At 35.0% G+C, this 22,186-nt stretch carries 20 protein-coding genes and 3 tRNA genes; 16 read left to right on the forward strand and 7 right to left on the reverse strand.

The features are described from left to right. Positions 1–76: 76 nt before the first annotated feature. The 4 genes from AAYQ19_RS06535 to AAYQ19_RS06550 form a co-directional block, all read right to left on the reverse strand. The gene (locus AAYQ19_RS06535) at positions 77–868 is read right to left on the reverse strand and encodes a Fic family protein (protein ID WP_343535145.1); all 792 of its coding nucleotides are present in this window, start codon (positions 866–868) and stop codon (positions 77–79) included. Positions 869–1,007: 139 nt separating this feature from the next. Further along, positions 1,008–1,081: transfer RNA gene (locus tag AAYQ19_RS06540), tRNA-Arg, on the reverse strand. A 30-nt stretch (positions 1,082–1,111) separates the two neighbouring features. Continuing rightward, positions 1,112–1,186 (reverse strand) — tRNA-Pro (locus AAYQ19_RS06545). Between the two features lie 14 nt (positions 1,187–1,200). Further along, a tRNA-Ser gene (locus AAYQ19_RS06550) sits at positions 1,201–1,284 on the reverse strand. Positions 1,285–1,524: 240 nt separating this feature from the next. Here AAYQ19_RS06550 and AAYQ19_RS06555 point away from each other — a divergent pair. Further along, a complete protein-coding gene (locus AAYQ19_RS06555; RefSeq protein ID WP_343535147.1) occupies positions 1,525–2,703 on the forward strand; it encodes an acetyl-CoA C-acyltransferase in 1,179 nt (392 codons plus the stop codon). A gap of 66 nt (positions 2,704–2,769) precedes the next feature. Further along, entirely contained in the window at positions 2,770–3,531 is a 762-nt protein-coding gene (locus tag AAYQ19_RS06560) for a C40 family peptidase (protein WP_343535149.1), read from the forward strand. Positions 3,532–3,656: 125 nt separating this feature from the next. Here the strand turns inward: AAYQ19_RS06560 and AAYQ19_RS06565 are convergent, their stop codons facing one another. Beyond that, positions 3,657–4,502: an AraC family transcriptional regulator gene (locus AAYQ19_RS06565; RefSeq protein ID WP_343535151.1), complete on the reverse strand. Its 846-nt coding sequence runs from the start codon at positions 4,500–4,502 to the stop codon at positions 3,657–3,659. Positions 4,503–4,618: 116 nt separating this feature from the next. On the opposite strand from AAYQ19_RS06565, the gene AAYQ19_RS06570 reads away from it, so the two are divergent. The 5 genes from AAYQ19_RS06570 (at position 4,619) to AAYQ19_RS06590 (ending at position 8,311) form a co-directional block, all read left to right on the forward strand. Continuing rightward, positions 4,619–5,605 carry an aldo/keto reductase gene (locus tag AAYQ19_RS06570; RefSeq protein ID WP_343535153.1) on the forward strand — a complete coding sequence of 329 codons (987 nt, stop codon included), beginning with the start codon at positions 4,619–4,621 and terminating at the stop codon, positions 5,603–5,605. Positions 5,606–5,897: 292 nt separating this feature from the next. Continuing rightward, positions 5,898–6,503, forward strand: a complete 606-nt coding sequence (locus AAYQ19_RS06575) for an NAD(P)H-dependent oxidoreductase (protein ID WP_343535154.1) — start codon at positions 5,898–5,900, stop codon at positions 6,501–6,503. 2 nt (positions 6,504–6,505) lie between these two features. Next, positions 6,506–6,784 carry a putative quinol monooxygenase gene (locus AAYQ19_RS06580; RefSeq protein WP_343535155.1) on the forward strand — a complete coding sequence of 93 codons (279 nt, stop codon included), beginning with the start codon at positions 6,506–6,508 and terminating at the stop codon, positions 6,782–6,784. A gap of 9 nt (positions 6,785–6,793) precedes the next feature. Continuing rightward, entirely contained in the window at positions 6,794–7,771 is a 978-nt protein-coding gene (locus AAYQ19_RS06585) for a zinc-dependent alcohol dehydrogenase family protein (protein ID WP_343535156.1), read from the forward strand. Between the two features lie 60 nt (positions 7,772–7,831). Further along, positions 7,832–8,311 carry a DUF3291 domain-containing protein gene (locus tag AAYQ19_RS06590; protein WP_343535158.1) on the forward strand — a complete coding sequence of 160 codons (480 nt, stop codon included), beginning with the start codon at positions 7,832–7,834 and terminating at the stop codon, positions 8,309–8,311. Between the two features lie 138 nt (positions 8,312–8,449). Here the strand turns inward: AAYQ19_RS06590 and AAYQ19_RS06595 are convergent, their stop codons facing one another. Then, positions 8,450–9,157 (reverse strand): class I SAM-dependent methyltransferase, encoded by a 708-nt coding sequence (locus AAYQ19_RS06595; protein ID WP_343535160.1) that lies wholly within the window; start codon positions 9,155–9,157, stop codon positions 8,450–8,452. 231 nt (positions 9,158–9,388) lie between these two features. On the opposite strand from AAYQ19_RS06595, the gene AAYQ19_RS06600 reads away from it, so the two are divergent. Both AAYQ19_RS06600 and AAYQ19_RS06605 read left to right on the forward strand, forming a co-directional pair. After that, positions 9,389–10,270: a LysR family transcriptional regulator gene (locus AAYQ19_RS06600; protein WP_343535162.1), complete on the forward strand. Its 882-nt coding sequence runs from the start codon at positions 9,389–9,391 to the stop codon at positions 10,268–10,270. Between the two features lie 267 nt (positions 10,271–10,537). Beyond that, positions 10,538–11,830 (forward strand): DUF2130 domain-containing protein, encoded by a 1,293-nt coding sequence (locus tag AAYQ19_RS06605; protein ID WP_343535164.1) that lies wholly within the window; start codon positions 10,538–10,540, stop codon positions 11,828–11,830. 235 nt (positions 11,831–12,065) lie between these two features. On the opposite strand, the gene AAYQ19_RS06610 is transcribed toward AAYQ19_RS06605, so the two are convergent. After that, positions 12,066–12,839: an META domain-containing protein gene (locus AAYQ19_RS06610; protein ID WP_343535167.1), complete on the reverse strand. Its 774-nt coding sequence runs from the start codon at positions 12,837–12,839 to the stop codon at positions 12,066–12,068. 270 nt (positions 12,840–13,109) lie between these two features. Between AAYQ19_RS06610 and nirB the strand changes: the two genes are divergently transcribed. From nirB to AAYQ19_RS06645, 7 genes are all read left to right on the forward strand, one after another. Further along, on the forward strand, positions 13,110–15,623 hold the full coding sequence (gene nirB, locus AAYQ19_RS06615) for a nitrite reductase large subunit NirB (RefSeq protein ID WP_343535168.1): 2,514 nt from the start codon (positions 13,110–13,112) through the stop codon (positions 15,621–15,623). Between the two features lie 406 nt (positions 15,624–16,029). After that, positions 16,030–16,407 (forward strand): nitrite reductase small subunit NirD, encoded by a 378-nt coding sequence (gene nirD, locus AAYQ19_RS06620; protein WP_343535169.1) that lies wholly within the window; start codon positions 16,030–16,032, stop codon positions 16,405–16,407. A gap of 149 nt (positions 16,408–16,556) precedes the next feature. Continuing rightward, a complete protein-coding gene (locus AAYQ19_RS06625; protein ID WP_343535170.1) occupies positions 16,557–17,141 on the forward strand; it encodes a DUF4202 domain-containing protein in 585 nt (194 codons plus the stop codon). Positions 17,142–17,147: 6 nt separating this feature from the next. Next, complete coding sequence (locus AAYQ19_RS06630) at positions 17,148–18,959, forward strand: PAS domain-containing sensor histidine kinase (RefSeq protein ID WP_343535172.1); 1,812 nt, start codon at positions 17,148–17,150, stop codon at positions 18,957–18,959. Between the two features lie 517 nt (positions 18,960–19,476). Further along, entirely contained in the window at positions 19,477–20,136 is a 660-nt protein-coding gene (locus AAYQ19_RS06635) for a response regulator (RefSeq protein ID WP_343535174.1), read from the forward strand. Beyond that, positions 20,133–20,567 carry a hypothetical protein gene (locus AAYQ19_RS06640; RefSeq protein WP_343535176.1) on the forward strand — a complete coding sequence of 145 codons (435 nt, stop codon included), beginning with the start codon at positions 20,133–20,135 and terminating at the stop codon, positions 20,565–20,567. The genes AAYQ19_RS06635 and AAYQ19_RS06640 overlap by 4 nt, the downstream gene beginning before the upstream one ends. Positions 20,568–20,662: 95 nt before the next feature. After that, positions 20,663–22,147 carry an MFS transporter gene (locus AAYQ19_RS06645; protein ID WP_343535178.1) on the forward strand — a complete coding sequence of 495 codons (1,485 nt, stop codon included), beginning with the start codon at positions 20,663–20,665 and terminating at the stop codon, positions 22,145–22,147. The last annotated feature ends 39 nt before the right edge of the window (positions 22,148–22,186 follow it).

Raw genomic sequence — 22,186 nt, forward strand, 5'->3', positions numbered from 1 at the left:
CAACCATTTTTTTAGAAATGAACGGAGAATTTGGAAGGTTTAGATGAATACTCGAAAAAACACACCAATAAAAAATTTAAAATAAAAAGCTGAATCCCTTGTTCGATTTTGAGGAGAAACCATCTTCAAACTTTTTAATTTCATTTAAAAGATATGTTTCGTATTGACTTCTCATGAAATCCCTGAAAATTTGAATATTATCTTCTTTTCTTGTATCAATTAATGCTTGAATATATTCTTGCTTATCTTCACTATTTACAATTGCCAATGGAAGATCATAAAATGCTTGAATATAATTCATAAACAATCGCGAAGTTCTTCCATTACCATCATAAAAAGGATGGATGCTTACAAGGTTAAAATGTGCATCGAATGACAAATATAACTTTTCATCAACTGTCAAGTTATTATTCATTTTATCATTTGTTAATTTCACCAATTCATTTGTTAATCTTTCTACCTTATCATAATTTGGGAAGTAAGAAACTCCAGCCGTAACGTTGCCTTTTCTAAACATTCCTTTACTAGCATCAACTTCGCCCAAGATAGTACTATAAATTCCTCCTGTACTTTTCATAACATGAGCGTTAATCTCTTTTATTAACTCAGCTGTAATTGGCGCTTTGTTTCTTGCTTTATCAATAATAAAATGGAGTGCTTTAAAATGATCTGTAACCATCAAAGTATCGTTTACAGGCTTTCCTTTTGGAGTTAAACCGTCATCTAACAAAATTTGAGTTTCTAATTCTGTCAAAGTTGACCCTTCGATTTTTGTTGAATGGTGGCTTATCGAAATCAAATTGAATTTCTCATAATGCAATACATCAGTAATTCCTAAACTTTTATATTTTGATATAAGGGATTCCATTGATTCGTGGTATTAGAAAAGTTGAACATAAAAATACAATTCTAAAATCAATTAGCTAAATAACTTATCAAAAATCATTACTAAAATTGAACAAAGATTGCACAAAACAAAAAAGCCACTCAATTTGAGTGGCTTTTCGTGAACGCAGAAGGATTCGAACCTTCGACCGCCTGCTTAGAAGGCAGGTGCTCTATCCAGCTGAGCTATGCGTCCATTTCTTTTTAAACTTATGGCAAAGTTTTGTCGGGGTGGCAGGATTCGAACCTGCGGCCTCCTGCTCCCAAAGCAGGCGCGATAACCGGGCTACGCTACACCCCGAAGGCAAAATTAAGCGGAGAGACAGGGACTCGAACCCTGGCGACGGTTACCCGTCGACAGATTAGCAATCTGCTCCATTACCGCTCTGGCACCTCTCCTTGCTCAAGGAATTGCTTCCCGTTTTGCGGTTGCAAATGTAGAACAACATTCCATATCTCACAAGCTTTTTTTCGCTTTTTTTTATTTTTTTTCAATCTTTTTTTTAAAACACTTCACAATCAAATAAATAGAATTAACAAAAAATTGACCTTAAATTTAAATTCGGCCCTATTCAATACAAAATTTGAAATTATTCAAATAAAGAGTAAATTTGCTTTATTAACTATTATACACAGAAAATGAACAAAAGAGTTGTTATCGTTTCTGCCGTTAGAACACCTATCGGAAGTTTCATGGGAGGGTTATCTACCGTACCTGCACCAAAATTAGGCGCTGCCGCTATTAAAGGCGCCCTTCAAAAAATTAACCTTGACCCAAAATTAGTTGATGAAGTTTTTATGGGGAATGTAATTCAGGCAGGCGTTGGACAAGCTCCAGCACGTCAAGCAGCGCTTTTTGCTGGTTTGTCTGAAGAAGTTGCTGCAACGACAGTAAACAAAGTATGTGCATCTGGAATGAAAGCCGTAATGTTTGCTGCACAAGCAATTGCCTGTGGAGACGCTGAAATTGTTGTAGCGGGCGGAATGGAAAGCATGAGCTTGATTCCTCACTATGTACAAATGCGTGCCGGAAACAAATTTGGCCCTGCAACTATGTTGGACGGAATGCAAAAAGATGGTTTGACAGATGCTTACGATAACAACGCAATGGGAGTTTGCGCTGATTTATGTGCAACTGAATACAACATCAGTCGAGAAGAACAAGACGCATTTGCAATTCAATCTTATGAAAGAAGCGCAAAAGCTTGGGATGCTGGAAAATTCGATAATGAAGTTGTTCCTGTTGAAGTACCTCAAAGACGTGGCGAACCGATTATCTTTTCAAAAGACGAAGAATACACTAATGTTAAATTAGATAAAATCCCTTCTCTTAGCCCAGTTTTCACTAAAGACGGAACTGTAACCGCTGCAAACGCTTCAACAATTAATGACGGAGCTGCCGCTTTAGTTTTAATGTCTGAAGAAAAAGCAAACGCTTTAGGATTAAAACCTCTAGCTTACATAAAAGGCTATGCAGATGCTGCTCAAGAACCAAAATGGTTTACAACAAGTCCAGCAAAAGCATTACCGAAAGCTTTAAACAAAGCAGGAATTTCAATTTCAGATGTTGATTTCTTCGAATTTAACGAAGCTTTCTCTGTAGTTGGATTAGCCAATGCAAAAATATTAAACCTTGATAACGAAAAAGTAAACGTAAACGGTGGTGCTGTTTCTTTAGGACATCCTCTTGGAGCTTCAGGAGCACGTATCATTGTAACTTTGCTTAATGTTTTAGAACAAAACAATGCAAAAACCGGAGCGGCTGCAATTTGCAACGGCGGTGGTGGTGCATCAGCAATTGTTATCGAAAGAGCTTAAAACAATATCACAAAAAATCAGGAGTTATTTACGGCTCCTGATTTTTCAACTTATAAATTTCCTTAAATGTTTGGAATTTGCAATCTAGCCATAGTACCCGTTCGAGCTGAAGCTAGCGACAGGAGTGAAATCGTCACACAACTTTTATTTGGCGAACATATCGAAATTTTAGAACGCTATAATCAGTGGGCTAAAATACGAATTCAGTATGACGATTATGTTGGCTGGGTAGATTCAAAACAATATCAGGAAATCACCAAAGAGCAATTCAATCAGTTGAGCAAAGAGGCGATCATCTTAAATGCCGACTTAATTGATTACATAACAGCTCCAAATAATTTACTGCTTCCCATTCCGCTTGGAGCTTCTTTGTCTTTTTTAAATAACAGCGAAATCAATACATCAAATTTTGATTTTGAAGGAACAAAAACCAGCGGTATCAAACCTAAAAGCGCTCTAATAAATACGGCTTTCATGTATTTAAACGCGCCTTACTTATGGGGTGGAAAAACACCTTTTGGCATTGATTGTTCGGGCTTTACGCAAATGGTTTACAAACTAAATGGCTACAAAATTCACCGTGATGCTTCACAACAAGCGCTTGAAGGCGAGCCTTTGAGTTTTATTGAAGAAAGTGAAGTTGGAGATTTGGCCTTTTTTGATAATGACGAAGGAAATATCATTCACGTTGGAATCATAATGGAAAACAATTACATCATTCACGCAAGTGGAAAAGTTCGTATTGACCGTTTAGATCACACCGGAATTTACAATCCTGAAACAAACAAACATACGCACAAACTTCGTGTGATTAAGAAGATTATCTAAAATGGCTTTTTTTCTCTCGCAGATCGGGCAGATTTATATAAAAAATCCATTTTAAACGGCTTAAATCACTAAAATCTGCGTGAAATAAAATCCAGTTTAAATCCGCATCATCCTTGTGACATCAATCAAGCACTCAATCGAATTGTCTTTCTAAACTCAGACGGACTATTCCCTTTTTGTTTTTTGAAGAACTTATTAAAGTGGCTTTCATCTGTGAAACCAAACTCATACGCAATTTCATTTATACGCTTATCGCTGAATTGCAAACGATGTTCAATCAGTTTCGTTTTGTAATTGCTGATATATTGCTGCATCGTTTCACTCGCATGTTTCTTAAAATAACGCCCTAAATACGTATTCGAAATTCCGAAATAATCACTTATGTATTCCGCTTTAATCTTTTCTGGATAATAAATATTGTTCTGAATATATTGCAGAATATCCATCGCTTTAGCTTCACAACCCATATTTACCTGTTCCGGAAGATATTTAGCAATATTTCTAGCCACAATAATAATCAGCGTATTTACCAATTGCTGAATCAATTCCTTGTTATAAATATCTTTGTCAACATATTCGCGAATAATAGCTTCCACCATCACTTTCACCAGACATTTATCGGCATCATTTTTTAAAATACAACCCGGTTGATGATTTGCATTCTGTAGAATATATTCCAATCGCTGAATATTTTCATTCTGCAGACTCGAATTTTTCAAATAAATATCATTAAATCTCAAAAAGAAAAACTTCGTTTTGGTTTCGATCGTAAAATTATGACAATCCTCAGGAGTCAATAAAAACATATGTCCTGCATCGTATTCAAAAATATTTTTATTGATGCATTGTCTTCCAGTTCCTCCTAAAATATAAACCAATTCGAAAAAATTATGACGATCTCCAACATCTGGGTATTCATTTAGCGTCTCAAAAGAAACTGTAAAAGGCTCATATAAATTTTCTTTTTTCATAATTCCATTTATTTGAAGATGCAAATTTACATAAAAAACACAAATATATACCAAATTAGAATCGTAAAAACGGTATAATTTTGCCTCATCAATTTTAAACGAAAAAAATCATTATCATGGAATATAGAAAATTAGGCAACTCAGAATTGGAATTATCAACCATCACTTACGGTGCTTTTGCCATTGGCGGAACCATGTGGGGCGGAACAGAAAAGAAAGATTCAATCGACTCGATTCACGCTTCAATCGACCACGGCGTAACTACAATTGACACTGCTCCTTTTTACGGATTTGGCTTAAGCGAGGAAATGATTGGAGAAGCTATTAAAAGTCAAGATCGTTCTAAAGTTCAATTACTTACAAAGTTTGGTTTAGTTTGGGACGGAAGCAACAACGGAAAAGGCGATTTCTTTTTCGACGCTGACGATAACGGCAAAAAAGTGCCGATTTACAAATATTCATCAAAAGCAAACGTCATTAAAGAAGTTGAAGAAAGCTTAAAACGTCTTCAAACTGATTATATCGATTTACTGCAAATTCACTGGCCAGATTCGACAACACCAATTTCTGAAACAATGGAAGCTGCAGAAAGTTTAATTCAGCAAGGAAAAATCAGAGCTTTCGGAGTAAGCAATTACAATGTTGCACAAATTCAGGAAGCGCAAAAAACAATTCAAGTAGCTTCAAACCAAGTGGCATACAGCATGTTAAATCGTTCAATCGAAACCGATTTAATTCCGTTTACAGTTGCAGAAAACATCGGAATTATTGCTTACAGCCCGATGGAAAGAGGTTTATTGACCGGGAAATATTTCACAGACAGCAAATTAAAGGAAAATGACCACAGAAATGGTTATTTCGGAAAATTCGATTTGCAACAAGTAAAAACCTTAATCGAAGAATTGAGTTCATTAGCACATTCAAAACACATTTCGATTTCGCAATTGGTTTTACGCTGGACTTCTTTACAAAAAGGAATTGCAATAGTTTTAGCGGGAGCAAGAAACGCAGAACAAGCCATTTCAAATGCCAAAACAATGGATTTCGATTTATCGGCTTCTGAATTGGAGTTTATCAATCAGGCAATTGCTAAAATAAAATAATATAATATTTAAACACATAGAAACATAGATTCGCCTTGTCTACAAAAGCGTTTCACTTGCATAATCACGCATAGCCCACACGATATTGTCATTCCGAGGGACGAGGAATCTTCGTAAGTGGCTCCGTACTGAATGTCGCCAATCTTTGTAGAGTTACTCGTGAAGATTCCTCGTCCCTCGGAATGACAAAATTGTGGAAACTATCTGTTAGAAACTAATTTCTTTCTTACTCCCTTTCCCATAAGGAAAAATCTATGTTCTATGCATTAAAAACAAATCTCAATAATTAAAAATGAAAAAGATATTTATAATTAATGGCGGACAAAAATTCGCACATTCAGGAGGAAAATTCAATAAAACCGTTCAGGATTGGACCGTTGAATTTCTTTCTAAAAACAACAATTACGAAATCAAAACAACTCACGTAGAAGACGAAATCGATCTTCAAAAAGAAGTAGAAAAATTCGTTTGGGCAGATTTAATTATCTATCATACACCTGTTTGGTGGTTTCAATTGCCAAACCTTTTCAAGAAATATATCGATGATGTTTTCACACAAGGACACAACAACGGAATCTACAAAAGCGACGGAAGAAGTCGCGTAAATCCAGACATCAATTACGGAACTGGGGGACTTTTACACGGCCGTAAATATATGCTAACTACAAGCTGGAATGCCCCTGCAACGGCTTTTACACTTCCAGGTGAATTTTTCGAAGAAACTTCTGTTGATGATGGGCCAATGTTTGGTTTCCACAAAATGAATAAATTCACAGGAATGGAAAAAGTAAACGGATTTCATTTTCATGATGTTGAAAAAGGTGCAACACCAGAAAATATTATTACCTTTAAAGAACAGTATACCAAACATTTAGAAGAAACCTTTAAAACTTTATAATTATGATCTCCATTACCGCAATCATTAAAAGTAAAAAAGAAAATCTTATAGAAGTTCAAAATATGATCACACATTTGGTTTCCGAAACGAGAAAAGAAGAAGCCTGTATTCGTTATGATCTGCATACAACCGATAATGTTTTTATTATCTGGGAAGAATGGAAAGATCAAATTGGACTTGATTTACACAACAATCAGCCGTATTTAGTCGATTTTATTTCAAAAAGCGAGACTTTACTTTCTGCTCCTGTCCAGGTTTACAAAACAGCACAAATTTTATAATTAAACCAAATGAAAGCATTATTCACAAATACATACGAATCAGATTTTGTAACAACAGAAACTGAAAAACCAGCTCCTAAAAAAGGAGAAGTCCTAGTAAAAATTCATGCAAGTGGTGTTAACCCAATCGACAATAAAATCAGATTAGGGCTCTCGCCTTATGCTTCACCTATATTGCCTGCCATTTTAGGCACTGATCTTGCCGGAGTAATCGAAGAAATTGGCGAAGGCGTAACCGATTTTATAGTTGGAGATGAAGTTTACGGACTTGCCGGTGGCGTTCTCGGACTTCAAGGAACTTTAGCCGAATACACCGCAGTAGACGCTTCTTTATTAGCAAAAAAACCAAAAAACTTAAGCATGAAAGAAGCTGCAGGAGTCCCTTTAGTTTTACTGACTGCTTGGGAAGGCTTGATCGACCGCGCAAAAGTAAAAGAAGGTGATAAAGTTTTAGTGCACGCTGGTGCAGGTGGTGTTGGCCATATGGTAGTACAACTTGCAAAAATCTTTGGGGCAGAGGTTTACGCTACTGTCTCTTCTCAAAAAGCTGATATTGTAAAATCTTACGGCGCAACTCCTATTGATAAAAACGCAACGGTTGATGAATATGTAAATCAATACACAAACGGAAAAGGTTTTGATATTATTTACGATACTATTGGCGGTCAAGCATTTGATGATTCGCTAAAAGCAATTCACCATTACGGACAAATAAGCAGCTGTTATGCTTTTGGTACACATACATTAGCTCCAGGATCGCTTCGTAATGCAAGCATTCATGGCGTTTTCGTTTTACGTCCTATGATTAGTGGCGAAGGAAGGAAACATCATGGGGAAATCCTTAAACAAACCGCACAATTCATTGAAGAAGGAAAATTAAAACCATTGATTGATCCGAGAAATTTCACTTTAGAAAATGCAATTGACGCTCATAAAGCGGTCAGCGACGGATCATCAAATGGCAAAATTGTTATAGATATAACTTAATTATCGCAAATAATTATTCAGAAAAAAGCTAAATTGCCTCTCATTCAGAAACATAAAACTATGAGTCATTATCATCTTGCCGAAATTAATATTGCCAAAATGAAAGGAGTCGACATCAACGACCCAATAATGAAAGAATTTGTAGACAATATAGACGCTGTAAACACTTTAGCTGAAGAAAGCGAAGGTTTTGTTTGGAGATTAAAAGACGACACAAACGGTTATAACGCGACAAGTTTAAATCCATACAATGACGAACAAATCATTATAAATGTATCAGTCTGGGAAAATATCGAAACATTGGAACATTATATGTACAAAACTTTTCACAGCGAATTTTTAAGACGCCGAAAAGAATGGTTTCAGAAATTCGGAAAAGCGCATACTGCAATGTGGTGGATTCCAAAAGGAGAAATCCCAACAATGGAGGAAGCCGTTGAAAAATTAGATTACTTGCAGAAAAATGGTCCATCAGAATTAGTTTTTGATCTGAGAAACAAATTTCCGACGCCTAAATTCTCAAAGCAAGAAAATGAGTAGCCGTTGGTTTTAACCAACGGATAAAAATAAGCTCCAAAGGCTTTAGCCAAAATCAATGCAGATTTGGCTAAAGCCTTTTTGTATTCCAAGATTAAAACCGTTGGTTAAAACCAACGGCAATTCAATATTTTAAAAAACTTATTTAATTCCTCCAAAAGCTCCGAAACACATGTTTTTGTGTAAAATTTCAACTTTTGAAAAACCTACTTTTTTCATCAAATCCAATTGATAATTCGTAGATCTTGGCGTGTCTTCTTTTTCGATATAATCCAAAACTTTTTGACGATACTCCGCCCCTCCTATTCCTTCCAAATATTCGCCATAACGCTGCCAAGTGTATTCATTCAACAATTCTGTATCCTGTGTGATTAAATCAGAAATCATTAAACAACCACCTGGTTTTAATAATTTGAATAATTTAGTGAAAGTCGTTTCCCAATCGTTATCATCTCTTAAATGATGCAAAACTGCTCCAGCTAAAATAATATCAAAACTTCCTTCTTCTAAAGCTACTTCGCGAATATCGCCTTGCTTTATTTCGACTTTGCCATTTGTTACTGCAGAAACTCTTTCAAAAGCTCGATTCAACATCGGCAAACTCAAATCGACCAAAGTGCAGTTTAAATTCGGTACTTTAGACAACATCATTAAAGTGTAATTTCCTGCTCCACAGCCCACATCTAAAACGTTTTTAGCATTTGGGACAATTCGTTTTGAAGCTTCTGTTATTAATTCTAAAGAAATAGTAGCATCAATTGTAGCCACTTGTCCGGTTTCTAAATTTGAAAATCGTTCGACATCATTGTCGAATCGTTCTTTGATTTCTTCAATAGTTGATTTTTTCATGGTCTTTGTTTTTTTGATTTTTTAATCTCTCGCAGATTAAGCAGATTGAGCGAATCTTTTGCTATTATATGATCGGATATTATTATGATTAAGATGATATTTTATCTAAAATCAATAATCTGCTTTATCTGCCAAATCTGCGAGAGAAATATTTTGTTTTTTCAAAACTACTTCTTTCATAAATACTTTAAAAATACTATTTTTATCAATAAATAATACTTTAAAAGTATCATGGAATTACGTCACCTAAAATATTTTCTGGCAGTAGCCGAAGAACTGAACTTCACCAAAGCTTCAGAAAAACTATTTATTTCGCAACCACCGTTAAGCCGACAAATAGCTGAATTGGAAGAAGAACTTCAAGCAAAACTTTTCATTCGAAATAATAAAAAAGTAGAATTGACCGAAGCTGGAAAATATTTTAAAGAAGAAGTTATGGCCATTTTCCAAAATTTGGAAAGCATTTCTGTCAAAACAAAAAAGATTGCAGAGAATGTTTCGGGCGAATTTAGAATTGCTTATATCAGTTCGATTTATTCTGCTGTTATTTCCGATTTGATAAAACATTTAAAAGCACAATTTCCGTATGTCAATTTCAAACTTTTCGAAATTTCTACCACCAAACAAATCGATGCGTTAGAACAAGGAAAAATCGAAATGGGAATTATCAGATCGCCTATTCATTCACCAAAAATAAAATCGCATTTATGGTTTAAAGATGGATTTTCTTTGGTTTACAATAAAAACGCCTTTCAGATAAAATCAGAAAATGAGATTTTAGAACTGAAAGATGAAACGTTTGTTTTCTTCAATAAAGATTACGCACCACATTATCATGAAGTTTTATTAGAACTTTGTGCTTTTTATGGCTTTACGCCGAAAATTATTCATGAAGCGAACAATATTAATTCTATAGTTCAATTAGTCAAAAACGGGTTGGGAATTTCGATCGTACCGTCAAATATTGCGAAGAATAATCAGGATTTGGAGATTGGTTTTATTGAATTGAAAAAAGTCAATTTATATACAAATGTATCGTTGATTACTTCAAAAGATGATCATTCTGAAATCACACAATCTGCTGTTGATTTTTTATTGCCACAAAGGCGTTAAGACGCAAAGTTTTTTTTGCCACAGATTAAAAGATTTAAAGGATTTGTTTCACGCAGATTTTGCAGATTTTGGCAGATTTTACAGATTTTTATTTTAAATAATCTGCCTGATCTGCTTAAATCTAATAAAATCTGCGTAAAAAAAATCATTTTTAATCTCCTAATCTGTGGCCATAAAAAAAAATCGTTACAATTTAGTACAGAAATCCACATCAGAAAAACAGAACTTTTAAATACCTTAGCAAACTATAATAAAAATTAATACAAAATGGCTGAACAATCTTCAATTCAGTGTCCAAACTGCGGAACTCCTATCGATGTCAATGATGTTTTGAAACATCAATTGGAAGATAGCATCCGTAAAGAATTTCAACAAAAAGCAAACGTACAAAACCGTGAATTAGAGCTTAAAAACGAGCAATTGGAAAAAGCCAAATCCGAATTTGAAGCGAAGAAAAAACAGGAAAACGAACTTTTTGCTGAACGTTTGGAGCGCGAGAAAAAGACAGCTGAAAAAGAAATTTCAGAAAAATTAAAAGCAAAACTGGAAGAAGAAAATAAAGATCGTTTATTATTGATGGAAAAAGAACTCTCTGAAAAATCAGAAAAAATCAGGGAATTGAATAAAATGGAAGGTGAAATCGCAAAATTACAACGCGAAAAACTGGAAATGAAAGAAGCGATTCAAGCCGAAGCCGAAAAGCAATTAAATGCGCAATTGACTTTGGAACGCGAAAAAATCAGAAAACAGGAAGACGATAAAAACGAATTGAAATTCAAAGAACTTCAGAAACAGCTTGAAGAACAAAAAAAGCTGACTGAAGAAATGAAACGCAAACAAGAACAAGGTTCAATGCAACTACAAGGCGAAGTAATGGAATTAGCCATTGAAGAATGGCTAGCCAATAACTTCCCACTTGACAGTATTGACGAAATTAAAAAAGGTGCCAATGGTGCCGATTGTCTTCAAGTGGTAAACACGAGAGAACACCAAAATTGCGGTTCTATTTATTATGAAAGTAAAAGAACAAAAGCGTTTCAGCCTTCTTGGATAGAGAAATTCAAAAACGATATTAGAACCAAAAGGGCTAACATTGGAGTTTTGGTAACCGAAGTTATGCCCTCAGGAATGGACCGAATGGGAATGCGCGACGGAATCTGGATTTGTACATACGAAGAATTTAAAGGTTTAAGTGCCGTTTTGCGTCAGTCTTTAATTCAAATTAATCAAGCGGTTCAAGCGCAGGAAAATAAAGGCGATAAAATGTCGATGTTGTACGATTTCTTAACAAGCAACGAATTCCGTTTGCAGATTGAAGGAATTGTAGAAGGTTTCACTCAAATGCAAAGCGACTTGGATTCTGAGAAAAGAGCCATGCAGAGAATCTGGAAACAACGCGAAAAACAAATCGAAAAAGTAGTTCACAATACTTTAGGAATGTACGGTTCGATTCGTGGAATTGCTGGAAATGCGGTTCAAAGTGTAAAAGCTTTGGAATTGGATTTTATTGAAGGGGAAGAAGAATTGGAAAATGACGAACCTAAAGAATTGTTTGAATAACTATCTACATCAAGTTTGTCATTTCGACGAAGGAGACCCGAGCGATAGCGAACAGGCGAAGCAAATCTCCGTAAGTAGCTCCGTGCAGAATGTTGCCAATCTTTGTAGAGTTTCTTGCGGAGATTTCTCCTTCGTCGAAATGACAAAACTATTTGGAAAACTTGAAACTTTAAACTTTAAACCTGACCCGAGGCTAAAAGCCGAACGGATGAAGTAAACAAAATAAACAAAACCTTTAATCCACCTTCTTAAAAACAATCAATTTCCCCGAAGGATTCGACAAAGTCAATTGATTATTTCCAATAGAATAGGTTGTTGTACTTTGTAAAGCTTTCAAAAATTCTCCTTCTTTATTTCCTTGCGGACAAGCCATTAAAGTAGAAACGACTTTAGTAAAGCGCAAAACATCTTTTTCGAAAAAGATTTGTCCAGTTATAGAATTACATCCGCCGTATCCCATAAATTTATTTTCAGCCGAATTGATCTCGATTCGCGGAAATTCCTTTTGAAAATCGGTTGCAAAAACTTTATAGCCATTTAATTCTTCCAAAACCCAAATATCGTGAAGCCTATAATCGGTCAGATATTTTCCGCATCCGCTTAATTTTTTCGTTTCTAATTCTGAATTATTCTTGATTTCAACCTTTACACTATATGGTGAAATTGCCCCAGACATCGAATCTTGACAATCTAATTGCTGAATTGTAATCGTCGCTGAAGCATTTTCATTACTTACTTTATACATTTTCACGTTGGCATCCATCGCTCTAATCGCATCGACTGCAGGAAAAATGATTTTTTCTTTTCCTGGAATTAATGATGTAAAGACAATCTCCTCATTCCCCATTTTAATTTCCCAAAACGGTTCATTTCCAGTTCCTTTAAAATAATATTTTAAATCTTCTTCCGTCGAAATTGTTGAACTTGTTCCGCTAGATTCTTTGTTTGCTGTTGTCTTACAGCCTATCATTAAAATTGATAATAACAATATTGAAAGTATTTTTTTCATGACATCTCAGTTTAAAAAAGTGTTTCTTTTAAAAAACACCTATAAAATTCTTATGAATTTACGACATTTTTTTGAAACGCTTATTTAGAATCCTTTCAAATTTAAAAAAACTAAGTAGCTAAAAAATCAATCAAAACCCGCACTACGTATAAGATTAAGACAAAATACGTAGTCATCAAAACATATCTACTACTTAAAAAATATCTAGTTTACGTATTTTCATAAGTATAAATACTTATATTTGCGTAGTAATACTTAATTAAAGAAATCATGATTAGAGTAATAGTAGTTGGAAACGGCATGGTTGGTTATAAATTTTGCGAAAAGTTTGTTGCAAAATCAGGACAAGAAAAGTATCAAATCACAGTATTTGGAGAAGAGCCAAGACGCGCTTACGACCGCGTTCACTTAAGCGAGTACTTTGGAGGAAAAACGGCAGACGATCTATCACTGTCAACTACTGAATGGTACGAGCAAAACAATATTATTCTAAACACATCTGAGTTAATTACAGATATTAATCGTGATGTAAAAACAATACATACGCACTTAGGCAAAACACATACGTACGACTACTTAGTTTTAGCAACAGGTTCTTCAGCTTTTGTACCACCAATTGAAGGTGTAGAAAAAGAAGGTGTTTTTGTTTACAGAACCATCGAAGATTTAGATGCAATTATGGCATACGCCAAAAAAATAAAACAAAAAGGTGCTACTGAAGCTGCAGTTTTAGGTGGAGGTTTATTAGGACTAGAAGCTGCGAAAGCAGTTCGCGATTTAGGATTGAATCCGCATGTGGTGGAATTTGCGCCGCGTTTGATGCCGAGACAATTGGATCAAGGCGCGAGCGATATGCTTCAATCTAAAATAGAAGAATTAAACATCGGAATTCATCTTAACAAAGCAACACAATATATTGACGGAAAGGAAAGTATAACAGGAATGATGTTTGCAAACGACGAATTGTTAAAAGTAGACATGTTGGTTATATCTGCTGGAATTAAACCTCGCGACGAACTAGCAAGAGTTTCGGGACTTGAAGTTGGCGTAAGAGGTGGAATTGTGGTAAACAATCAAATGCGAACATCAGATCCTTCTATTTTTGCAATTGGCGAGGCGGCGCTTTACAATCATAACATTTACGGACTTGTTGCGCCAGGTTACGAAATGGCCGATGTAGCTGCCGAGCAAATCTTAAATGGTGATAAAACCATGAGAGAAACCATCGATATGTCAACACAATTGAAATTGATTGGTGTTGAAGTTGCGAGTTTTGGTGATCCTTTCATTGAAAATAATGACGTAACTGCTATTATTTACGAAAACAAATTAAGTGGCGTTTACAAAAGAATCAACGTTACCAAAGATTCAAAAAAATTGTTAGGCGGAATTCTAGTTGGAGATTCTAGCGATTACGGTTCGCTTTTCCAGATTTACATTAACGAAATGGCATTGCCTAAAAATCCAGAAGACTTGATTTTAGGTTCTCGCGACGATTCTGAAGGATCTTCTTTAGGAAGCGTGATGGATTTGCCAGACACAGCTGTAATCTGTTCTTGCGAAAACGTTACTAAAGGTTCTATCTGCTGCAAAATTTTAGATGAATCTTGCGCTACACTTTCTGATGTTGTAAAAGCAACAAAAGCAACTTCTGGTTGTGGAGGCTGTAAACCAATGGTTTCTGATTTAGTAAAAGCAACGCAAAAATCTTTAGGAAAAGAAGTAAAAGAAGTGATTTGCGAGCATTTCAGTTATACACGTCAAGAGTTATTCGATTTGGTAAAAATCAACAAATATGAGAATTTCTACGATGTTTTAGATCATCACGGAAAAGGCGACGGATGCGAAGTGTGCAAACCTGTTGTTGCTTCAATTTTCTCAAGTATTTACAACGATACTGCTAACAAACACGTAACCACTCAAGATACAAACGATCGATTTTTGGCGAATATCCAACGAAATGGAACCTATTCTGTTGTTCCTAGAGTTGCTGGAGGTGAAATTACTGCAGAGAAATTAATCGTAATCGGTGAAGTAGCAAAACAATTCGATTTGTACACTAAAATTACTGGAGCACAAAGAGTTGATTTATTCGGAGCGCATTTAAGTGATTTGCCAAAAATCTGGAAAATCTTAATCGAAAATGGTTTTGAAAGCGGTCATGCTTACGGAAAATCGCTTCGTGCTGTAAAAAGCTGTGTTGGAAATGCATGGTGCCGTTACGGAATGGACGACAGCGCCGGATTTGCAATCGAACTAGAAAACAGATACAAAGGAATTCGTTCTCCTCATAAATTAAAAGGTGGTGTTTCTGCTTGTATTCGCGAATGCGCTGAAGCACGTGGAAAAGATTTCGGATTAATTGCTGTTGAAGGCGGATGGAATCTATATATCTGCGGAAATGGTGGAGCGAATCCAAAACATGCGGTTTTATTGGCTGAGAAAATCGACAAAGAAACTGTAATCAAATATATGGATCGTTTCTTAATGTATTACATCAGAACAGCTGGTCCACTTATTAGAACTTCAACTTGGTTAGAAAAATTAGACGGCGGTTTAGAATATTTGAAACAAGTAATTATCGAAGATAGTTTAGGAATCTGCGAAACTTTAGAAGCTGAAATGCAAACTTTGGTAAACACTTTCGAATGCGAATGGAAACAAGTTTTAGAAAAACCAAGATTATTGAAACGTTTCAGCCATTTTGTAAACTCTGATGAGAAAGATGACAACATCGCTTTTGTACCGTTAAGAGATCAAAAAATGCCAAAAGCTTGGTCATAAACATAAAATTGAACACATAGAGACATAGATTTTGCTCTTTCATAAAAAGGCAATATTTCTCCAAAAACAGAAATAATTTTCTTTTGACAATTCTTTTTTCAAACCTTAAGTCTATGTCTCTATACGTTCAAAATAAAACCATAAAAACAAAAATATTAAACACATAGAATCATAGAATTAACTGCACCTAAAAAAAGGCGTTTCATTTAATTTTCTATTTCTCAAACAAAAAACAAAAAACAAAAAACCTATGCTTCTATGTGTTTCAAAATATAATAAGCTCCAAAAAAAAAGAAAAAAATAATTAAACGTTTGCTGTCCTTCTTACCCTCTTTTTTACTGCGCCATCAAAACTCTCTTGATTGTAAAAAGAGGGCTAAGAAACAGGAACAAAAACTTAATCAAAATGGAAGAAATCTTAAATCAATACGAAACAGTTCACGCGAGCGACGCAACAATTTGGTTCAAAGCTGGTAAAGTAGAAGATTTTCCAACCAACCGAGGCGGCTGCATCAAATACAAAAACAAACAAATTGCGATTTTCAATTTCGCACGCCGTGACGCATGGTACGCTTGCCAAAATGCGTGTCCGCACAAAATGGAAATGGTTCTTTCAAGAGGAATGACAGGTTCTGCAGATGATATTCCGAAAATTGCGTGCCCGATGCATAAAAAAACATTTTCTCTTGTAGATGGTTCAAATTTAAACGGTGAAGATTACAGCATTGCGACTTACCCAGTTAAAATTGTAGAAGACGAAGTTTTTGTTGGGTTTGTTGATTAGACTTTTTTTTTAAGATGTAAAGAAGAAAGAAGCAAGAGACAAGATTTGAAAAACTTTGTGTAATCTTTCTTCTTGTTTCTTGCTTCTCACTTTCGACTTTCCACTTTCCCACTAATTTCCGTATCTTTGAAATCTATTAACCGACCAAAATGACTACACCTTTTCAAAAAGCAAGTGAATGGATTGATGCTGAAAATGCTCAGGATCCAAACATTGAATTAGACCAAAACACCGAATATCCAAAAGAACTATTGTATTCGAACAGGATGTACGAAAAACTAATGCAGTTTGAACCAAATGCATCACAAGAAGTTCAGATTGCTTCAAAAGCACAACACATCTGCCGTTGGAAAGTAGCTCGCGAATCGTACCCAATGGATCGTGTAGGTTATTTAAAATGGCGAGAAGAGCTAAAAAAATTCCACGCAAAAACTACTGCAGGAATATTAGAAAAAGCTGGTTACGACCAAACTTTCATCGATCGTGTTTCTTTCTTAATTGAAAAAAAACTGCTTAAAAAAGATGCCGAAACCCAATTACTAGAAGATGTAATTTGTTTGGTATTTTTAGATTATTACTTAGAACCTTTCGTTCACAAACATGATGAAGAAAAGCTGAAAAACATCATCAAGAAAACTTGGGATAAAATGTCTGACAAAGGACATCAGGAAGCTTTAAAAATCAAATATTCTGAAGAAAACTTAAACCTAATCAAAGCTTCTTTAGGATTGTAAAAAGATATGAAGAAAAGCAATCAGGAAGCTGCAGAAAAAATCACTTTCAAAAATTTACGACGACTGTATTTTTTTGCGCTTCTTACTATTGCCTTAACCATAATTGTTAGCCAGTTTCTGGTTCAATACAATCTGAATCAGCAGTTAAGCGATTCTAAAATCATTAATTTTTCTGGAAAACAGAGAATGTTGAGTCAGAAAATCGTCAAAGAAGTACTGATTTTACATTACGTTTCTGATTCGGCTACAGCCAAAAAAACTTCGCACTTAAAAGAAGTTTTAGAACTGTGGAAGAAAAACCAAAATGCATTAGAAAACGGAAATGACAGCTTAGCTTTCCCACATCAAAAAAGCGAAACGCTCAATAAATTGTATCTTGAAATCAATCCGATTTTCAATAAAATTGCAGAGACAACAGATTCTTTTTTACTGAATTTACAACAGAAAAAATCAGTTTCTGAAAATCAAAAACTGGTTCAAACCATTTTAGAAAACGAAGGCATTTTCCTTTCTAAAATGAATCAGATTGTAACGCAATACGATCTTGAAGCGCACGAAAAAGTAACTGAACAACGCCGAATCGAATATTGGATTTTCGGTTTTACATTACTGGTTCTGCTTTTAGAATTCTTCTTCATTTTCAAACCAACCAACAAGAAAATCGAAAGGTTAATTGCCAAGCTTTTATCTTCTGAAAAGAAAGCTTTAAAATTGGCATACGACACCGAAATCATTAGTGAAATCAAAGAAAACTCGGTAAAAGAATTAAAATCGCTCAACTACGCGATGGAAAATACTTTATTGTATTGCCGAATTTCGCCAGACGGTTCGATCATTCATATCGGAGAAAAATTTGCCAAACTATTAAATTACACTAAGTTTTCATCCAACAAAAAATTCTCTGAAGTTTTAACCGAAGATGAAAAAGAACAAGTCAATTTTGACCGTTTGATTTTCGAAAAACAGCGTAGTGGCTGGCAGGGCGAAATCAAAATCATAAATAAAGACGAAAAAGAAATCTGGCTCGATTTGTCGATGGTTCCTGTAATGATCAAAAAAGATGAACTCGAACTTTTGATTGTCTGCTTCAACATCACAGAACGTAAAAAAGCACAACGTGAAGTCGAACGTTTGAACCTTGAAAACACAACCGAAAAAATCAATCAGCAAAAGATTATTTCAAGTAAAATTGTTGAAAATCAGGAAAACGAACAAAACCGAATTGCCAAAGAAATCCACGACGGAATTGGCCAAATGCTTACGGGTTTAAAGTTTAGTTTAGAAAGCATCAATCTGGATGACCGTGAAAAATCAGAACAAAAAATTGAGTATTTAAAGAAACTTTCTTTGGATATCATTAAAGGCGTGCGAACGGCGACTTTCAACTTAATGCCACCAGAATTAAGCGATCACGGAATCGTTTCGTCTCTTTCAAAACTAACACAGGAACTTTCCAAATTAACTGGAAAAGAAATCCTTTTCTACAACAAAACCGATTTTGATCAGCGTTTAGATTCTTTAATCGAAATCAATATTTATCGCCTTACGCAAGAAGCGATTAACAACGCCATAAAATATGCAGAATCGTCGCATATTATTGTGCAACTTTCACACAGCGACACGCTTTTGAGCGTTATTGTAGACGATAATGGAAAAGGTTTCGACGTGAATTCGGTCCACAAAAAACGCAACAGTGAATCCGGAATGGGACTTTTATTTATGAAGGAAAGAATCCAATACATTAATGGACGCGTGTTTATGAATTCTATTCCTGGCGAGGGAACTAGGATTACTTTTAATATCCCCATTTTGAAATGAGATAATTGAGATAATGTGTCAATTAGATAATTACTTAAAATGACGTTTAAATTAATAAGGGCGAGCCAGCATTAGAAAAAGTGGGCAAACAAACTTTGTCTATATTCGCCCACTTTTTCTAATGCTGTCGGGCTATCCGCGCTACTTCGGTAGCTTGCTCCTATCCCTCTCGCGGGCAAGCGTTTTCAAAAGACGTTTTCGTTTATTTATTTACAAAAACGATCCAAATCAATTGCTTTCAGCTTTAGCTGGAGGTCAGCAAACAAACATTAAAAGGCTTTAGCCAAACTCGCAAATTTGGTTAAAGCCCTTTGTCTTAACTGCAAAACCTCCAGCTAAAGCTGGAGGCAATTGAGAACCTAACTTTGACAAAGTTGAACGCCACAGCTTTTGGAATTTGGAATTTCCAACATTAGAAATTTTAATATTGGAATTTAAAATCAAAAAAAGTACGTATATTAGCGTCTTCTTTATAGATGAATATACGTAAAAATTTAGAATCTAAATTAAGTAAATTATGAGTAATATCATTCGCGTAGTATTAGCAGATGACCATGTTTTTGTTAGAGACGGAATCAAATCTTTACTGGAAAACGAAGCAAACATTGAGGTTGTGGGCGAAGCTATTGACGGTGCAGATGCGCTTGAAGTCGTTGCGTCAACAAAACCTGATTTACTTATAGTAGATATTCGTATGCCTAACTTAACCGGTATTGAGGTAGTAGAAAAACTTAGAAGCGAAAATAACAGTGTAAAAATTATCATGCTTTCGATGCACGAATCGGAGGAATATGTTTTGAAATCTATTAAAGCTGGAGCCGATGGATATCTATTGAAAGGCTCAAGCAAAGAAGAATTCTTAAAAGCATTACATAGTGTTTCTGCTGGAGGAAAATATTTCAGTGGCGACATCTCTTCTATTTTGATTGGGCAATTGACAAATTCATCAACATCATTAGAACCTAAACAAACTTTAGGAGAAGAAATGATGATTACCAAAAGAGAGAAAGAAATACTTACGCTTTTATTATCCGGAAAAGGAAACAAAGAAATTGCGGAAGCTTTAGACATTAGCAAGCGTACGGCCGAAGTTCACCGTTTCAATCTAATGAAAAAACTGAAAGTGAAAAACCTAATGGAGCTTTCTAATAAAGCGACTGAGTATTCGTTAATATGAGAAAACTACTGAAATATTCTTTTATAATTTTCATTCTAAGTATAAAAATATATTCTCAAAACTACTCTGTAGAATATTCCGATTCTATTCCAAAAAAATGGAAATACTTTGAACTAAACCAGATTGAAAAGGCTATTGTAGTTGACCATACTCTAATCCAAGTACTTTGTGGAGCGATGACCTTTGCCTCTGTTACCATTGTCAAAAACAACAAAGGAGAAATCTTTAGGGTTTTGGATTTATGCAATTCAAAAAAATTTGCGCCAAATGAAGACGTGCTTTTATCTCCAGAAAAAACACCTTCATTTAATGTTTATTTCCCCAAGAAATACGTAGTTTCAACAAATGGCAATAAAGTTATTCAAGAAAGCAATTATGATGAAACTATTTCACAAACCACTTGGGCTTCAATTGAAAAAAATACGCATTAAATACGTATAAATACGTAAATATTTTTAAAAAACTGCGTTTTAGCAGGTTTTTACTAAGTTATAGTACTTACTTTTACATAAAAATAATAAGTACTATGAAAAATACAAACTCACTATCGCAATCACACAAAATTTTATTTTTGAACACATTGGCATTTACAGTGTGTTTTGCCTGCTGGACTTTAAACGGGGTTTTAGTAACCTTTTTAGTTGATAACGGAATTTTCCATTGGGATGTAATTCAAGTTGGATGGCTTTTGGGTATTCCAATTTTAACGGGATCAATCATGCGTTTGCCAATCGGAATCTTGACGGATAAATTTGGCGGAAAATATGTTTTTTCACTTTTATTATTGCTTTGTTCAATTCCGCTCTTCCTTCTTCCCTATGCTGACAGTTTCGCCATGTTTGCTTTACTAAGCTTTTTATTCGGAATGGTTGGGACAAGTTTCGCTGTCGGAATTGGTTACACTTCAATCTGGTATCCAAAAGAATGGCAAGGGCGTGCGCTTGGAATCTTCGGAATGGGAAATGCTGGCGCAGCAATTACAACCTTTTTAGCACCTTCATTATTAAACCATTTTTCAATTGACGATCCGCAAAACGGCTGGAAAGTGCTTCCTGTTATTTATGCTATTTCATTAGTAGTAATTGGTGTAGCCTTTTTGATTTTCGCTCAAAATAAAAAAATAGAAAGCAGTGGCAAATCGGTTTCACAAATGCTTACGCCTTTAAAATCAGAAAGAGTTTGGCGTTTTGGAGCTTACTATTTCTTAGTTTTTGGATGCTTTGTAGCCTATTCTCAGTGGTTATTACCGAACTTTATGAACGTTTACCAAACCAGTTTAGTTATGGGAGGTTTATTTGCAACGATGTTCAGTTTACCTTCTGGAGTAATTAGAGCTTTCGGAGGTTACTTATCAGATAAATTTGGGGCTAGAAAAGTGATGTATTGGGTTTTGAGTTCTTCTGTGATTTTGAGCGCTTTGTTATCAATCCCAAAAATGGAAATCACGACTTCTGGACCTGGAATCCTAGCGGCTAAAAAGGGTGTTGTAAACGAAATCAGCAACAAAACCGTAAAGGTTGGCGATAAAGAGTATCCAATTGCACAAAAAATAGCTACCACAAATGAAAGCACTATTTTTCCAACCACTTCAAGCTGGCAAGATGTTGTTGTATCTCACAATCAAAGTGTTGCCAAAAAAGAATTAATTGCAAAAGGTGTTACGGTAATTAAGTTTGATGCCAATATGTGGGTGTTCTTGGTTTTAGTAATTCTAATTGGAATTTCTTGGGGAATTGGAAAAGCGGCAGTTTACAAACATATTCCAGAATATTTCCCGAATGAAGTTGGCGTAGTTGGCGGAATGGTTGGAATGATTGGAGGTTTAGGCGGCTTCTTTGGTCCAATTATCTTCGGATATTTATTGACTGCAACGGGAATTTGGTCAAGCTCATGGATCTTTATTTTAATCTTTTCAACTGTATGTTTAGTTTGGATGCATTACACTATAACACAACTATCTAAGAAAAAAGAAATTAAAATGAAAAAAGTGAAATTAGAGCCTGCATATTAGACTTAGATTAAAAAAAAATTAGAAACCTGATTTTAATCA

This window comes from Flavobacterium mesophilum, assembly GCF_039581405.1.
Classification (GTDB): domain Bacteria; phylum Bacteroidota; class Bacteroidia; order Flavobacteriales; family Flavobacteriaceae; genus Flavobacterium.

Bases quoted from the DNA above. Each gene is read 5' to 3' on its own strand.
- AAYQ19_RS06535 (WP_343535145.1), bottom strand. From the start codon at position 868: ATGGAATCCCTTATATCAAAATATAAAAGTTTAGGAATTACTGATGTA.
- AAYQ19_RS06555 (WP_343535147.1), top strand. From the start codon at position 1,525: ATGAACAAAAGAGTTGTTATCGTTTCTGCCGTTAGAACACCTATCGGA.
- AAYQ19_RS06560 (WP_343535149.1), top strand. From the start codon at position 2,770: ATGTTTGGAATTTGCAATCTAGCCATAGTACCCGTTCGAGCTGAAGCT.
- AAYQ19_RS06565 (WP_343535151.1), bottom strand. From the start codon at position 4,502: ATGAAAAAAGAAAATTTATATGAGCCTTTTACAGTTTCTTTTGAGACG.
- AAYQ19_RS06570 (WP_343535153.1), top strand. From the start codon at position 4,619: ATGGAATATAGAAAATTAGGCAACTCAGAATTGGAATTATCAACCATC.
- AAYQ19_RS06575 (WP_343535154.1), top strand. From the start codon at position 5,898: ATGAAAAAGATATTTATAATTAATGGCGGACAAAAATTCGCACATTCA.
- AAYQ19_RS06580 (WP_343535155.1), top strand. From the start codon at position 6,506: ATGATCTCCATTACCGCAATCATTAAAAGTAAAAAAGAAAATCTTATA.
- AAYQ19_RS06585 (WP_343535156.1), top strand. From the start codon at position 6,794: ATGAAAGCATTATTCACAAATACATACGAATCAGATTTTGTAACAACA.
- AAYQ19_RS06590 (WP_343535158.1), top strand. From the start codon at position 7,832: ATGAGTCATTATCATCTTGCCGAAATTAATATTGCCAAAATGAAAGGA.
- AAYQ19_RS06595 (WP_343535160.1), bottom strand. From the start codon at position 9,157: ATGAAAAAATCAACTATTGAAGAAATCAAAGAACGATTCGACAATGAT.
- AAYQ19_RS06600 (WP_343535162.1), top strand. From the start codon at position 9,389: ATGGAATTACGTCACCTAAAATATTTTCTGGCAGTAGCCGAAGAACTG.
- AAYQ19_RS06605 (WP_343535164.1), top strand. From the start codon at position 10,538: ATGGCTGAACAATCTTCAATTCAGTGTCCAAACTGCGGAACTCCTATC.
- AAYQ19_RS06610 (WP_343535167.1), bottom strand. From the start codon at position 12,839: ATGAAAAAAATACTTTCAATATTGTTATTATCAATTTTAATGATAGGC.
- nirB (WP_343535168.1), top strand. From the start codon at position 13,110: ATGATTAGAGTAATAGTAGTTGGAAACGGCATGGTTGGTTATAAATTT.
- nirD (WP_343535169.1), top strand. From the start codon at position 16,030: ATGGAAGAAATCTTAAATCAATACGAAACAGTTCACGCGAGCGACGCA.
- AAYQ19_RS06625 (WP_343535170.1), top strand. From the start codon at position 16,557: ATGACTACACCTTTTCAAAAAGCAAGTGAATGGATTGATGCTGAAAAT.
- AAYQ19_RS06630 (WP_343535172.1), top strand. From the start codon at position 17,148: ATGAAGAAAAGCAATCAGGAAGCTGCAGAAAAAATCACTTTCAAAAAT.
- AAYQ19_RS06635 (WP_343535174.1), top strand. From the start codon at position 19,477: ATGAGTAATATCATTCGCGTAGTATTAGCAGATGACCATGTTTTTGTT.
- AAYQ19_RS06640 (WP_343535176.1), top strand. From the start codon at position 20,133: ATGAGAAAACTACTGAAATATTCTTTTATAATTTTCATTCTAAGTATA.
- AAYQ19_RS06645 (WP_343535178.1), top strand. From the start codon at position 20,663: ATGAAAAATACAAACTCACTATCGCAATCACACAAAATTTTATTTTTG.